Source organism: Hymenobacter actinosclerus (genome assembly GCF_900111515.1).
GTDB classification, from domain to species: Bacteria; Bacteroidota; Bacteroidia; order Cytophagales; family Hymenobacteraceae; genus Hymenobacter; species Hymenobacter actinosclerus.
The window spans coordinates 1,087,351-1,101,302 of sequence record NZ_FOHS01000002.1 but is presented as its reverse complement, the minus strand read 5'-3'; the positions used below and the strand labels follow the sequence as shown (position 1 = coordinate 1,101,302).

The window sequence follows — 13,952 nt, the reverse complement described above, 5'->3', positions numbered from 1 at the left end:
CCTATATAAAAGATGCTTCTGCCGCTATAACTACCCGCCCAAACGAACCTGACGGACATAAAAAAGCCCTCTGCATTCAGGCAGAGGGCTTTGGTGTGGTCGCGCTAGGAATCGAACCTAGATCTAGAGCTTCGGAGGCTCCCATACTATCCGTTGTACTACGCAACCCGGTTGGGAGCCGCAAAACTAGGGAGAAAAAGGGCGTTTGCCAAACTGGCTTCCGCTTTTTCTGCGCAATCCTGTACCCTCGTCAGGTAACCTTCCGGCGGGCTAGGCAGTTAATTAGCCAAACCTCTTTCTCACCAGCTATTCCTTTTTATGGCAAGCACCGAAAAAAAGACTCTCTATACCGCCGACGCCACCGCCGTAGGCGGTCGTAGCGGCCACGTCCGTTCCGCCACCGGCATCATCGACCTCGAAATGTCGGTTCCCGAGGGCCTGGGCGGCAAAAAAGGCGCCACCAACCCCGAAGAACTGTTCGCCGCCGGCTACTCCTCGTGCTTTCAGCAGGCGTTGCTCGTCATCGCCCAGCGCGCCGGCGACAAGCTCGACCCCGCCACCGAAGTAAAGTGCTCCGTTTCGCTGTTCCAGGAAGGCGAGGCCTATGGCCTGGCGGCCATCCTCGATGTGGACCTGAAATCCTTTGACGAGCAGAAAACGGTGGAAATGGTCCGGCAGGCCCATACTATCTGCCCGTACTCGGTTGGCACCCGCGGCAATATGGAAGTGGAGCTGCGCGTGAAAGGCAAAGCCATTCCCGTAAAAGCCGAAGACAACGCCGGCGTGGCAAAGGATAATTAGGAATTTTTAATTCTGAATTTTGAATTGAAAAAGGCCGTTGAACGCCCCTGTTGGGAGTCGTTCAACGGCCTTTTTCAATTCAAAATTCAGAATTAAAAATTCCTGATTATTTAGCGAGTACTTCTTTTACGCGCTCAGCAGCGTCTTTCAACAGCACGGCCGAGTACACTTTCAGGCCGCTCTCGTCGATGATGCGGGCGCCTTCTTCGGCGTTGGTGCCTTGCAGGCGCACGATGATGGGCACGCGGATGTCACCGATGTTCTTGTAGGCTTCCACCACACCGTTGGCTACCCGGTCGCAACGCACGATGCCGCCGAAGATGTTGATCAGGATAGCCTGCACGTTCGGGTCCTTCAGGATGATGCGGAAACCGGCTTCTACGGTTTCAGCCGAAGCCCCTCCCCCTACGTCGAGGAAGTTGGCCGGCTCGCCGCCGCTCAGCTTGATGATGTCCATGGTGGCCATGGCCAGGCCGGCGCCGTTCACCATGCAGCCCACGTTGCCGTCGAGCTTCACGTAGTTCAGGTTCGAGGCCGAGGCTTCTACTTCCAGCGGGTCTTCCTCGTTGGTGTCGCGCAGGGCCACGAAGTCCTTGTGGCGGTAGAGGGCGTTTTCGTCGAGGGTTACCTTGGCGTCAACGGCCAGAATCTTGTTGTCCGAGGTTTTCAACACGGGGTTGATTTCGAACATGGCCGAGTCGGTTTCGTCGTAGGCCTTGTAGAGGGCCGTCACGAACTTTACCATCTCCTTGAACGCCTCGCCCGACAGGCCGAGGTTGAAGGCAATCTTGCGGGCCTGGAAGCCCTGCAGGCCCACGCGCGGGTCGATATGCTCGTGGTGGATTTTCTCGGGATGCGCCTCGGCTACCTCCTCGATGTCTACGCCGCCCTCGGTGGTATAGATGATGACGTTCTGGCCGGTGGCGCGGTCGAGCAGCACGCTCATGTAGAACTCCTGGGTTTCCGACTCGCCGGGGTAGTACACATCCTGGGCCACGAGCACCTTGTGCACCTTGCGGCCTTCGGCGCCGGTTTGCTTGGTAACGAGCTGCATGCCGATAATCTGGCCGGCAATTTCCTTTACCTGCTCCAGGTTTTTGGCGAGTTTCACCCCGCCGCCCTTGCCGCGGCCGCCGGCATGAATCTGGGCCTTGATAACGTACCAGCTGGTGCCGGTGTCGGCGGTGAGCTTTTCGGCGGCCGCAACGGCCTCCTCAGCGGTATCGGCCACGATGCCTTCCTGCACGCGCACGCCGTAGCGCTTCAAAATGTCTTTGCCCTGATACTCGTGAATGTTCATAGAGGTCAGTTATGGGGGTGGTTTCTAACCGCGAAAGTAGGCAGAATTGAATTGGGAGTTGGTGGGGAAGCCGGAATTGTTGGCTTGTAGAGGGAAGAAGCAGGTAGTAATAAAGAACGTCATTCAGAGCGCAGCGAAGAATCTCGCGGGCAACGGTAACCAGATGTTGGGATTACTTTGGCACGCGAGATTCTTCGCTGCGCTCTGAATGACGTTCTTTTTCTTCCTTTCACCTCCTCACCTCATCCCCCTTTCAAAAACCACATGCTCATTACCTGCTCGGCGGGCTTGTGCTGGGGCGTGAAGTCGGCGTGGCGGTGGGCGGGGCCGTCGGGCGGCAGGCCGGGGTACCATTTCCAGATGAACAGGCCTTTAAACCAGGGGCGGGGCCAGAACGTCTCGAACAGGGCGGCGTAGCAGGCGGCCTGGGTGGCCTCGTCGGCGGGCACCAGCACGTCCAGCTTCTGGGGCCACTCCCAGGGCCTGATGGCGGCGTCGGCGGTGGCTTTGTAACCGACTTCGGTGAACACCACCGGCCTATTATATTTCTTCTGCACCGCTTCCAGGCGGCGTAGCGGCTCTTGCCAGGCAGCCAGCAGGCGGGCTTTATCGGGGCTGGCCTGGGTGCTGAGCGGGAAGTAGGCCTGCACCCCGATAAAGTCGAGCGCGTCCCAGAATTTTACCTGCTCGAACTCGCCGCTCCAGTTGGCCGCGTAGGTTAGCGGCCCGTGGTACACCTGCCGGATCTGCTTGATGAGCGCCCGCCACTCGGCTTCGTGGCCCACCGTGCGCTCCAGCTCGGTGCCGATGCACAGCGCATCCAGCTTACCGGTTTCGGCCAGCCGGGCGTAGTGTAGCATAAACGCCGAGTAGCTCCGGAACCAGGTCTGCCAGTCGGCTTCGGAACCCATGTTAATGTCGCCCGACCAGCTGCTGGGGCCGCGCAGCCATAGGTGGGGCTTGAGCAGGGTGCGGATGCCGCGCTGCCGGGCCTGGCGGGCCGTGAGCAGGATGCCCGCGTCGCTTTCGCCCCAGTAGCGGCGGCTGCCGGCGCCGGTGCGCAGCTGCACCGCGGGCTCGGCCGCGCCCGCCTGCCAGCCGAAGGGCATCTGGGCAATCCAGGTTACGCCGGCTTTGGTCAGCGGCGCCAAATCGAGCATCGAAGCCGAGTCGGTGCCCACCCAGCTTACGCCCCGCAGGCGGCCATCGGCGGGCGGTGGGCCGGCGGATGGCAGTGCCTGGGAGGCGGTAGTTGGCGGGAGTGGGGCCGGCACCGCGCGCGGCCAGAAGGCCCAGCAGGCAGCCGCCAGGGCCAGCAGCACTACGGCCGCCAGCAGCAGTCCGCCAAGCCGGCGCACGAGGGAAAAAGCGGGGAGGGGCATAAGCAGCATACGAACCGGGAAGGTACGCCCGGCCCAACTTCTACGCGCCGGCCGGCCCCGCGGCCCGCCCGCATGCCACCGCAACGCCCGACATTCCGTAGATTTGTTTTCATACTCCTCATCTGGCCCGTTTCCCGATCCGTTTTGCTGCAAGCCATCAACATCCGCAAAAGCTACAACACGCTGGAAGTGCTCAAGGGCATCGACCTGACCATCGAGAAATCGGAAATCGTATCCATCGTGGGCTCGTCGGGCGCCGGAAAAAGCACGCTGCTGCACATTCTGGGCACCCTCGACAACCCCGATTCGGGCGAGGTACTCTTCGATGGCGAGTCGGTCAGCTCGCTGGGGCGCTCCGATCTGGCCCGGTTTCGCAACCGTCACATCGGCTTCATTTTCCAGTTTCATAACCTGCTGCCCGAATTTACGGCCCTCGAAAATGTGTGTCTGCCGGCTTATCTGGCGGGCCGCTCGGAAAAGGAAACCCGGGTGCGGGCCCGCGAGCTGCTCGGCATGCTCAACCTGGAGCGCCGCGCCGACCACAAGCCCTCGGAAATGAGCGGCGGCGAGCAGCAGCGCACGGCGGTGGCCCGGGCCCTCATCAACTCGCCCGAAATCATCTTCGCCGACGAACCCTCGGGCAACCTCGACTCGCAGAACGCCCAGGAGCTGCACCAGATTTTCTTTCTGCTGCGCAAAGAGTTGGGCCAGACCTTCGTCATCGTCACCCACAACGACCAGCTGGCCGAAATGGCCGACCGCACCATCACCATGAAGGACGGCTACATCTGGGAAGGCGACAATTAGGCGCCAGCACATCACTGTCAACTGCAAAACGCCGGCTGCCCGCCGGCGTTTTTTTGTGGCCCTGCCTTACCTGGTATAAGCCTGGTGCAAGAGCAGGGGCTGATATGGTTGAGCTAAAAGGGTTAGCGAGGTAAATACGACTAATGTATTTGGTAATTCATTACGTAATAGTCTGTAAGACAACGAGAAAAATTATATAAAAATCTGCGAATTTTTGCACTATTTGCGTTGGGCAGCGGTTATACATCCGAACGCCATTTATGTCATTACAGGAACCTAACGGAAAAGCACCATGAGCCAAGCAGTGAAAGCCCCCAAAGAGCCTACCCGCAAGCCCAAAGTAGAGAGCTACGATTTGTCGCACTCGGATGAGACGCTGCATTTGGCCACCGATTTGGCCAAGTTCATCAAGGAAAACAAGCTCACGACCAACGTGCAGGGCAAGGAGTTCGTGAACGTGGAGGGCTGGCAGTACGCCGGCTCGCGCCTGGGCATCGTGCCCGTGGTCGAGCACGTCATCAACGTCAGCAACGAGCAGGAAATCAAGTACCAGGCCAAGGTGATTCTCTTCGATCTGAAGAGCGGTCAGACCGTGGGCGCGGGCTTTGCCGTGTGCTCCAGCAAGGAGCAGGGCAAGAAGTTCTACCAGGAGTTTGCCATCATGAGCATGGCTCAGACCCGTGCCATTGGCAAGGCATACCGCAACATTCTGGCCTGGATTATCCGCGCCGCCGGCTACGAGCCTACGCCCGCCGAGGAGATGGACTACGCCGGCAACACGCCCACCGTGGCCGAGACGCCCGCCGCCCCGGCTCCGCAGGCTGCTCCGGCCGCGCCCGTGGCCATGAAGGCTGTGCCCGCCGATCCGGTGGCCGCTGCCGAGCCCGCCGCTCTGGCCTACGCCTCGGCCTCGCAGAAGGAGGAAATCATCCGCCTGCTCAACCACCCCGTGGTTACCCGCGCCGAGAAGACGAAGATGCTGCTCAACATCAACCGTCTTGATGAGGAGCGCGCCACCCAGGCCATTGCCAAGCTGAAGAAAGCCATCGACGACCGCGAAAATGGCCAGACGGCCGCCGCCGCGTAAGCGTCAGACTTATCACACTAAAGCCCGATTCCTTTTTGGAATCGGGCTTTTTTTGTGTTTATGTTTTACGGGAGATGGTTAGCGAGTCGCCAGGTTGGTGTAGAGACACAACATTTTGTGTCTCGTCGTTGCTGATGTTGCACATGTCGTTAGATCGTTCAACGTCAGCAACGACGAGACACAAAATGTTGCGTGTCTACCCCGTTTCCACAATTTGTTTTGTGAATGGTATAGCACCACCTGACTTCTACAGTTCCTCATACAGCCAGGCCATCTGGCTCCGACTGACGGCGGCGGGCAGCATGCGCATCACGGCGTTGCGGATGCGAACCAGCAACGGGTTCTCCAACTGCCCCACGCGGCCCAGGTGCCAGGACGTGCGCACGATGCGGGCGGTGCGGGGCCGGCGCTGCCGCTCGAAGGCCTGGAAAGCGGCGAGCAGGTCGGCGCGGCAGGGGCGGAGGCAGCGGGCCAGCACGGCGGCATCTTCGATGGCCATGCCCGCGCCCTGGCCCATATTGGGCGTGGTGGCATGGGCCGCGTCGCCGAGCAGCAGCACCGAGCCGCGGGCGAAGTGGGGCAGGGGCGGCAGGTCCAGAATGTCGTTCCAGAGCAATTGGTCGTCGCGGGTGAGGGCCAGCAACTCGGGCACGGGCGCGTGGAAACCGGCGAATTCGCGCCGCAAGTCGGCCGCGCGGTAGGCCTGGTACCGGGGGCTGCGGGGCTCGGGACTGTTGAGGCAGGCAAACCAGTACACCCGGCCGCCGCCTACCGGCACATACCCGAACCGCCGGCCCGTCCGGCCCCAGGTTTCACCCGATTCGCCGGCGGCCAGCCCCAATTGGCTGGCATCCACTACGGCCCGCCAGCAGGTGTAGCCCGCGTAGCGCGGCATGGCCGCCGGCCACAGCTGCCGCCGCACCCGCGAGTTCAGGCCGTCGGCCCCGATGAGGGCGTCGGCTTGGGCCGTCGAGCCGTTGGCAAAGTGGGCCAGCACGCCGGCCGGGGTTTCGCTCAGCCGCTCGAAGGGAACGCCCAGCCGAACTACCCCCGCCGGCAGGCCCGCCAGCAGCACCCGTTGCAAATCGGCGCGGTGAATCCCCAGGTTCTCGAAGCCCAGCCGCTGGGTGAACCCGGTGGTGTCGGCATTTTGCAGCAGGCGGCCTTGCTGGTCGAGTAGCTGTAGCTGCCGCACCGGCGCGCCCAGTGCAGCTACGGCGTCGTGCAGGCCCAACTCGTGCAGGGCGCGCATGGCATTGGCCCCCAGCACCACGCCCGCGCCCACCGCCCGCAACTCGGGCGCGGCCTCGTACACCCGTACCCCGTGGCCCAAATTCAGCAGCGCATGTGCCGTAGCCAATCCGCCAATACCGGCCCCGATGATGATGAAATCAGCCATAGCACTCTTCTTACCGACTGGTGAATCTGAATAAACTGAAGCTTGACGAAAACGCATGGCAGCCAAGTGCATGCACCGAACAACGAATGGTCAGGCTCTTAACTGCTGTTACGCAGTTGTAGAACAACGTAGGGGCGGGGGCAGGCCGCCGCTGCCGTTAACGCAATTGAACAAAATCGTTGTAATGGTGCCATCGGCGGGCGGGGGCAGGCCGCGCTTCTACATCGTGCCACATTTTACCGTGTCACAACCCCACGAAAAAGGCCCGGAGCAAGCTGCTCCGGGCCTTTCAAACGTAAAAGAAATCAGCGCAATCAATTCAATCAGCGCGAATCAGTGATTATTGCTTGCCTTCGACTTCCTCGTAATCCACGTCGGTTACGTTGTCGGCATTAGCACCGGGCTGGCCGTTGCCGCCGGCCTGGCCGTCGGCTCCACCGAAGGGGTTGCCACCGTCGGCGCCGGGCTGGCCGCCTTCGGCACCGCCCTGGGCGTACATCTCCTGCGAGGCTGCCTGCCAGGCCGTGTTGATGGCCGCCATGGCGGTATCAATGGCGCCGAGGTCCTTGCTCTCGTGAGCCTTCTTGAGGTCGGCGAGGGCGTTTCCGACGGCTGTTTTGTTGCCGGCGCTCAGCTTGTCGCCGTACTCGGTCATCTGCTTCTCGGTCTGGAAAATCATCGAGTCGGCCTGGTTGACCTTCTCGATTTTCTCGCGCTCGGCCTTATCAGCTTCGGCATTCGACTGGGCTTCCTGACGCATGCGCTCGATGTCGGCGTCGGAAAGGCCCGACGAGGCTTCGATGCGGATTTTCTGCTCCTTGCCGGTTCCCTTGTCCTTGGCCGTTACGTGCAGGATGCCGTTGGCATCAATGTCGAAGGTTACTTCAACCTGCGGCACGCCGCGGGGTGCGGGCGGGATGGAATCGAGGTGGAACTTGCCGATGGTGCGGTTCTGCGAGGCCAGCGGCCGCTCGCCCTGCAACACGTGGATTTCCACGCTTGGCTGGTTGTCGGAGGCCGTGGAGAAGGTTTCCGATTTCTTGGTCGGGATGGTGGTGTTGCTCTCGATGAGCTTGGTCATCACGCCGCCCATGGTCTCGATGCCAAGGCTCAGCGGGGTTACGTCGAGCAACAGCACGTCCTTCACCTCGCCGGTGAGTACGCCCCCCTGAATAGCCGCGCCGATGGCCACTACTTCGTCGGGGTTGACGCCCTTGCTGGGCTTCTTGCCGAAGAACTTCTCCACATCTTCCTGGATGCGGGGCATGCGGGTCGAGCCGCCTACCAGAATCACGTCGTCAATATCCGAAGTGCTCAGGCCAGCGTCCTGGAGGGCCTTTTTCACGGGCTCCATCGAGCGCTTGAACAGGTTGTCGGCCAGCTGCTCGAACTTCGAGCGGCTCAGCTTTACCACCAGGTGCTTAGGGCCCGAGGCCGTGGCCGTGATGTAGGGCAGGTTAATCTCGGTTTCCGACGACGAAGACAGCTCCACTTTGGCTTTCTCGGCCGCCTCCTTGAGGCGCTGGAGGGCCATGGCGTCCTTGCGCAGGTCGAGGCCTTCGTTTTCCGACGAAAACTGGTCGGCCAGGAAGTTGATGATTACCTGGTCGAAGTCGTCGCCGCCGAGGTGAGTGTCGCCGTTGGTGCTCAGCACTTCGAACACACCGTTGTCCAGCTCCAGAATCGAGATGTCGAAGGTACCACCGCCGAGGTCGTACACGGCCACCTTGTGGTTGGAGTGGTCCTTGTCGAGGCCGTAGGCCAGGGCGGCGGCGGTGGGCTCGTTGATGATGCGCTTCACTTCGAGGCCGGCAATGGCGCCGGCTTCCTTGGTGGCCTGACGCTGGGCGTCGTTGAAGTAGGCCGGAACCGTAATAACGGCCTCGGTTACCGTGGTGCCCAGGTACTCCTCGGCGGTCTGCTTCATCTTCTGAAGCACCATGGCCGAAATTTCCTGGGGCGTATAGTTCCGGTCGCCGATTTTCACGGTGGCCGTATTGTTGGTGCCACTGGTTACTTCGTAGGGCACGTTCTTAGCCTCCTCAGAAACCTCCGAGAAGTTGCGGCCCATGAAGCGCTTGATGCTCTGGATAGTGTTGTTGGGGTTGGTAATGGCCTGGCGCTTGGCGGGGTCGCCCACTTTACGCTCGCCCTTGCCATTGTCGAGAAACGCGACGATGGAGGGAGTCGTGCGGCGGCCTTCGCTGTTTGGAATAACCACCGGCTCGTTGCCTTCCATTACCGACACGCACGAGTTGGTGGTGCCGAGGTCAATACCGATTATTTTGCCCATGATGTTATGAGTAGGAGTAGAAAGTAGATTGTCAGTTGAAAAAGGACCGAAATCCTCGTGCACCGGTAATTACAAGAGACGTACCAGCCCCCGAAATGCGCGTTTCTAATGACAGATTGTCATTTTTGGGGGCCACGCGGCGGCTTTTCGTGCCGGTCTGACTTTCTACCGGAATCCGCAGGGCAGGGTTTCTGCCAGCCGGGCATAAGAAAGTAGCGCGGGCTGTAGCGCTCAACGCTGTTTCGCGACGAGCGAAGCAACTATCCACGTCCGGACAACCACTCAATTAGCCTACTCGCTTCGCTCGTCGCGAAACAGCGTTGAGCGCTACAGCCTGTTCAGAAACCCCGCCACCGTACGCTGCCACAGGGCCTCGTGTTTCCACCAATACGGCTCGTGGCCGGAGCCGGGGAAATCCTGGCGCTGTTTGGGGCCGGCCAGGTGGGTGAAGATGGCGGCGGTTTCGGCGGGCGTTACGCGCGGGTCGGCGGTTCCCCAGAGCAGCAGGGTGGGCGTGGGGGTGCGGGCGGCGTAGGCGGTGGCGTCGAGGGCGAAGGCGTTGAAGCCGTTGGCCGCCCCGCCCCAGAACACCAGTAGGTTGGCCATCGGGAAAGCGGGCACGTGCATGGAGCGGAAGCGGCTTTGGGCGGTGGCCAGCATGGAGCCGTAGGGGCATTCAAGCAGGTTAGCGGTGGGCCGCAGGCCCAGCTCGGCCTCGGCCCGCAGCGTGGCTACCGCGCCCATGGAGTTGGCGTAGATGTACACCGGGCCCGGCCGCCGTTGCAGCCAGCGCACGGCGGTGGCTACGTCGGCGGCCTCATCGTAGCCTACAGTGCAGCGGAAGCCCTGCGAGTTGCCGCTACCCGCAAAATCGGTGAGCAGCACGTTGTAACCCAGGCTTCGGAAGTAATCGGCCTCGTGCAGCAGCTGGCTTTTGGAACTGGTGTAGCCGTGAAATAAGGCCACCGTGCCCCGGGCTCGCGGTACCGCGCCGTACCAGCTTTCCAGCTGCCCGTTGGGGCCGGCCAGTTGCACGGTGGCGTACGGAAACGCGGGTCGGGCGTGGTTGCGCGGCTTGGGCGTGCGCACGCCGGTGGCCAGTACCCACAGCTTGCCGGCCAGCGTCAGCTGCTCGGGGCTGCCGGTTGATTGGCCGGAATCAGCCGTGAAGTGGGTGAAACGCCAGGCGTGGAAAAAGGCCACCGCGTTCAGCAGCAACAACCCCAGCCCGGCCGCCAGCAGCCCCCGCCGCACCAGCCGCCGCCGTTGCATTAGCCGCGCCCCTTGCGCCCACCCGCCGAACCGGGCTTGCTGCCGGGCTTGCCACCGGACGGCTTCGTGCCGAAGCTTTTGCCGCCCGCGGGCCGGCTGCCGGCGGGTTTGGCCCCGGCCGGCCGGCCACCGGCGGGCCGCTCACCCGCGGGTTTGCGCGGGGCGGGCTTATCCGTTGAATCGGCGCGGCTGCTGGCGGGCCGGCCGGGCTTGCTGCCCGCAGCCTTGGGGCCACCCACGGGCCGGTTGGGCTTACTGCCAGCCGCTTTGGGGCCACCGGGGGGCGTGAAACCGCCGCGGCTGCCGCTGCTTTTCTTGCCGCCGGGCGGGATGCCGCCGGGCCAGTACTCGGACGTTTTGGGCGTTTTGAAGGTGCCGGCCGCGGCCGTCTGGGCGGCCATGTCTTCGGTGAGCAGGCGCACTTCGGTGTTGGTCAGCTCGCGCCACTGGCCGGGCTGGAGCTCGCCCAGGTCCATATCAGCAATGGCGGCGCGCACCAGGCGCAGGGTGGGGTAGCCCACGGCGGCCGTCATTTTGCGCACTTGCCGGTTCATGCCCTGCGAAATGCGGATTTGCAGCCAGCTGGTGGGGATGCTGGCCCGAAAGCGCACCGGCTTGCTCCGCTCCCATAGTTCGGGTGCCTCGGGCAGCAGCGCCACGTCGGCGGGTGAGGTGTAGCCGGTTTTCAAATCCACGCCCCGGCGCAGGTTCTCCAGGGCCTCGGGCGTGGGCTCGCCTTCTACCTGCACCCAGTAGGTTTTAGGCACCTTGAAGCGCGGCTCCGACAGCCGGTGCTGGAGCTGCTTGTCGTCGGTGAGCAGCACCAGCCCCTCCGAGTCGTAATCGAGCCGGCCGACGGGGTAGATGCCGGGCACTTCCACGAAGTCCTTGAGCGTCTGCCGGCCGGTTTCGTCGGTGAACTGGGTCAGCACTTCGTAGGGCTTATTGAGCAGAATGTAGCGCATGGGGGCGGTGAACGGCGGTTAAGGAGGTGGGGGCAAAGGTACGGCTACTGGGCCAGCCGGCGCTTGCGGACGCTTTCGGCAATCAGCAGGCGCACCTCGCCGTTGGGGCGCACCACGTACTCGCCACTGTCGCGGATGAGGATACCGTCGGGCGTCTGGTCGCGGTAGTCATGGTGGACTAGGATGCCGATGCGGGCCGTATCGGCCGGGGTGGGGGCGGGCGGCGCGGGCTGGCCGCTGAGCTGGGCCATCTGGGCCAGGTACAGCAGCGAGTCGCGACGGGTGTAGGGCTGCAGCCGGAACTTGCCGGGCGAGTAGTTGCGGGCCGTGGATACCCGGTTGCGCAGGAAATCCTGCACGGCCAGTTCAGCCTTTTTATCGGTCGATTTCGCGCAGCCGCTGAGCAGCAGGATGGCGATGAGCAGGGGGAAGTATTTCATGCTTATTGGAATCAAAAAGTAGAACGTCATTCAGAGCAGAGCGAAGAATCTCGCGTGCTGACGTTAAATTACCATTACAACGTCAGCACGCGAGATTCTTCGCTCTGCTCTGAATGACGTTCTTTTTACTGGCAACTGGCAACTGAATCAAACTCCGCCGGAGTATTTGCGGGTGGCCCATTCTGCCGTCACTAAGGTCAGCAGCAGGAAGAACAGCCATTTCAGGTTGATGAGGTCTTTGAGGTCTTCCTGCTCGTAAATAACGGGCTTGTAGCCGGCCTTTTCGATGTCCTGGGTTAGCTGGTCGAGTTGGGCGGGGAAGTACAGGCGCTGGCCGCCGCGGCGGGCCAGCTGGGCCAGCAGGTTGTGGTCGGCGCGACTTTGCAGGGCTTCGAGCTGCTGCTCCTGCACCAGCACTTCGCCGGCATCCTGCTGGGCCTGGCCGCCGAGCGTGGCGCGGGCCTGGTAGCGGTAGAGGCCGGCCGGCAGCTCGCCCAGATGCACCGGCGCGCCATCAGGAGTAGGGGCGAAGGTGAAAGTGCGGGTTTTCTGCTGCTCGTCGGTGAGCGTGAGGGTCACGGGCTCGCCGTAGGTGCGCTCGAAAATGGCGTTGTAGGTTTCGGCCCCGAACGTCACGTCGTCGGAGGAGTTGAAGGCGTCCTGGGTGGGGTACACGTCGAGGCGCTTGCGGTTGGCGTTCTGGGTGAGCAGCTGGAGCGTGCGGAGCACCAGTCGGTCGTAGGCCTCGGGCCGGTCGTCGTGCTCCACGGCTTCCTGCAGGCGCCACTGCCAGCTGCCTTCAGTGAGCAGCGTGGCCTGGCGCCGGGCGGGCGTCCCGCCGAACACCAGCAGCGGCTTCTGGGTGGCCACCCGGCCCACCTGCTGCCACAGCGCCGCCTCGGCCCCGCCGCTCAGCCGGGCCTCGCCAAACGGCACGGGCACCGGCGGGTACTCCGAAAACCGCCGTAGCGCGTCCTCTTCAAAGGTAAACCGACTGAAACCGGGGTTGGGTACCGGCGTTACATCATCGGTCTGGGAGCCGCGGGGCTGCACCGTCAGGCCGGTGCCCAGGCGGTTGTAGGCCCCAAAATCGGACTGCGCCCCAAGCACGTACAGGGCCGGCGCGCGGCGGGCGGCCACCTGGGCCAGCACCTCGGCGCCCACGCCCGAGCGGGCCGGCAGCTGGTGCAGAATGGCCACATCGAAATCCTGGTTTTTTAGCGGGCTGATGCCGGGCAGGTAAGTTATCAGGTCGAAGTTGTTGTTCTGCTGGATGGCGGCGCGCAGGGCCTTGAGGTCGGGGTGGGGGGCGGCCCCGGCCAGCAGCACCCGCAGCTTGCCCTTCACCACGTCGAGGTAGGCGAATTTGGCATTGTTGAGCAGGGTAAACTCGCCCGGCAGCGGCTCGGCGCGCACCTCGTAGCGCCGCTTGCCGGTGCCGGTGGCCGTCAGCAGAAACGTGGTTTTCACGCGCCGCTGCCCGGCCGGCAGAGCTACGCGCTTGGTTTGCAGCACCCGGCCGTTTTCGCGCAGCTGCACCGTGGCCGTGGTGCCGGCCGCGTAGCCGTCGTAGGCCAGCTCAGCTTCCAGCGGGAACTGGTTGCCGCTGAACGCCACCCGGTTGTAGCTCAGGGCGGGCAGGCTCAAATCTTTCTTCGGAATGGTGTCGCCCACGCCTACGGCGTAGAGCGGGAAGCGGTAGTCGGCAAACTCGGGGGCCTGGCCCTGGTTCACGAGGCCATCGGAGAGCAGCACCACGCCCGCCAGATTGCGGCCCTGCATGGTTTCGCCGATGCCGGCCAGCAGCCCGTCGAGGTCGGTGGCCGGAGCGCCAAACCGCACCGAATCGGGCCGGGCGGCACGGGTGGCCGCCAGCGTGCGGGTTTCCACGGTAAAGCCCTTCTGGCGCAGCGTTTCGGCCAGCCGCGTGAGGCCCGCAGTGGCCTGTTGGAGCACCGGCGGCGGCGTAAACAGCGCCACCGACTGCGAGTTGTCGAGGGCCAGTACTACGGTGGGTTTTTCGGTGCTGGTGGTCGTCGATTTAAGGAAGGGCGAGAGCAGCAGAAAGCACAGGAAGCTCACGACGGCGAAGCGCACGGCCGCCAGCGCGTAGTTCACGGCCCGGCTCCAGGGCGCTTTGGCCGAGTAGAGCAGGGCCGCGTAGCCTACGCCCACCAGCAGGCACAGTCCAATCAACCAGGGAGAA

At 63.0% G+C, this 13,952-nt stretch carries 11 protein-coding genes and 1 tRNA gene; 3 read left to right on the top strand and 9 right to left on the bottom strand.

Features of this window, described 5'->3' with window-relative positions; genetic code table 11:
- Positions 1-96 precede the first annotated feature (96 nt).
- Positions 97-168, bottom strand: a tRNA-Arg gene (locus tag BMY67_RS11025).
- 150 nt (positions 169-318) lie between these two features.
- Between BMY67_RS11025 and BMY67_RS11020 the strand changes: the two genes are divergently transcribed.
- The gene (locus tag BMY67_RS11020) at positions 319-801 is read left to right on the top strand and encodes an Ohr family peroxiredoxin (RefSeq protein ID WP_092771383.1); all 483 of its coding nucleotides are present in this window, start codon (positions 319-321) and stop codon (positions 799-801) included.
- Between the two features lie 106 nt (positions 802-907).
- On the opposite strand, the gene sucC is transcribed toward BMY67_RS11020, so the two are convergent.
- Complete coding sequence (sucC, locus tag BMY67_RS11015; RefSeq protein ID WP_092771381.1) at positions 908-2,101, bottom strand: ADP-forming succinate--CoA ligase subunit beta; 1,194 nt, start codon at positions 2,099-2,101, stop codon at positions 908-910.
- A 242-nt stretch (positions 2,102-2,343) separates the two neighbouring features.
- Complete coding sequence (locus tag BMY67_RS11010; protein ID WP_143069786.1) at positions 2,344-3,483, bottom strand: glycoside hydrolase family 113; 1,140 nt, start codon at positions 3,481-3,483, stop codon at positions 2,344-2,346.
- A gap of 144 nt (positions 3,484-3,627) precedes the next feature.
- Between BMY67_RS11010 and BMY67_RS11005 the strand changes: the two genes are divergently transcribed.
- Positions 3,628-4,290 carry an ABC transporter ATP-binding protein gene (locus tag BMY67_RS11005; protein WP_092771377.1) on the top strand — a complete coding sequence of 221 codons (663 nt, stop codon included), beginning with the start codon at positions 3,628-3,630 and terminating at the stop codon, positions 4,288-4,290.
- 292 nt (positions 4,291-4,582) lie between these two features.
- Positions 4,583-5,377 carry a hypothetical protein gene (locus BMY67_RS11000; RefSeq protein ID WP_092771375.1) on the top strand — a complete coding sequence of 265 codons (795 nt, stop codon included), beginning with the start codon at positions 4,583-4,585 and terminating at the stop codon, positions 5,375-5,377.
- A gap of 247 nt (positions 5,378-5,624) precedes the next feature.
- On the opposite strand, the gene BMY67_RS10995 is transcribed toward BMY67_RS11000, so the two are convergent.
- The 6 genes from BMY67_RS10995 to BMY67_RS10970 form a co-directional block, all read right to left on the bottom strand.
- Positions 5,625-6,776: an FAD-dependent monooxygenase gene (locus BMY67_RS10995; protein WP_177189789.1), complete on the bottom strand. Its 1,152-nt coding sequence runs from the start codon at positions 6,774-6,776 to the stop codon at positions 5,625-5,627.
- Positions 6,777-7,116: 340 nt separating this feature from the next.
- Positions 7,117-9,069, bottom strand: coding sequence for a molecular chaperone DnaK (dnaK, locus tag BMY67_RS10990; RefSeq protein ID WP_092771371.1), 1,953 nt, complete (start codon positions 9,067-9,069; stop codon positions 7,117-7,119).
- Positions 9,070-9,396: 327 nt separating this feature from the next.
- Positions 9,397-10,341 carry an alpha/beta hydrolase gene (locus BMY67_RS10985; RefSeq protein ID WP_092771369.1) on the bottom strand — a complete coding sequence of 315 codons (945 nt, stop codon included), beginning with the start codon at positions 10,339-10,341 and terminating at the stop codon, positions 9,397-9,399.
- On the bottom strand, positions 10,341-11,306 hold the full coding sequence (locus BMY67_RS18960) for a pseudouridine synthase (RefSeq protein WP_092771363.1): 966 nt from the start codon (positions 11,304-11,306) through the stop codon (positions 10,341-10,343). The genes BMY67_RS10985 and BMY67_RS18960 overlap by 1 nt, the downstream gene beginning before the upstream one ends.
- Positions 11,307-11,350: 44 nt before the next feature.
- On the bottom strand, positions 11,351-11,746 hold the full coding sequence (locus BMY67_RS10975) for a hypothetical protein (protein WP_092771361.1): 396 nt from the start codon (positions 11,744-11,746) through the stop codon (positions 11,351-11,353).
- A gap of 147 nt (positions 11,747-11,893) precedes the next feature.
- The gene (locus BMY67_RS10970) at positions 11,894-13,942 is read right to left on the bottom strand and encodes a VWA domain-containing protein (RefSeq protein ID WP_245745002.1); all 2,049 of its coding nucleotides are present in this window, start codon (positions 13,940-13,942) and stop codon (positions 11,894-11,896) included.
- Positions 13,943-13,952 lie beyond the last annotated feature (10 nt).

Coding starts and splice junctions, on each gene's coding strand:
- BMY67_RS18960 (WP_092771363.1), bottom strand. CDS start 11,306: ATGCGCTACATTCTGCTCAATAAGCCCTACGAAGTGCTGACCCAGTTC.
- sucC (WP_092771381.1), bottom strand. CDS start 2,101: ATGAACATTCACGAGTATCAGGGCAAAGACATTTTGAAGCGCTACGGC.
- BMY67_RS11020 (WP_092771383.1), top strand. CDS start 319: ATGGCAAGCACCGAAAAAAAGACTCTCTATACCGCCGACGCCACCGCC.
- BMY67_RS10985 (WP_092771369.1), bottom strand. CDS start 10,341: ATGCAACGGCGGCGGCTGGTGCGGCGGGGGCTGCTGGCGGCCGGGCTG.
- dnaK (WP_092771371.1), bottom strand. CDS start 9,069: ATGGGCAAAATAATCGGTATTGACCTCGGCACCACCAACTCGTGCGTG.
- BMY67_RS10995 (WP_177189789.1), bottom strand. CDS start 6,776: ATGGCTGATTTCATCATCATCGGGGCCGGTATTGGCGGATTGGCTACG.
- BMY67_RS11000 (WP_092771375.1), top strand. CDS start 4,583: ATGAGCCAAGCAGTGAAAGCCCCCAAAGAGCCTACCCGCAAGCCCAAA.
- BMY67_RS10975 (WP_092771361.1), bottom strand. CDS start 11,746: ATGAAATACTTCCCCCTGCTCATCGCCATCCTGCTGCTCAGCGGCTGC.
- BMY67_RS11010 (WP_143069786.1), bottom strand. CDS start 3,483: ATGCCCCTCCCCGCTTTTTCCCTCGTGCGCCGGCTTGGCGGACTGCTG.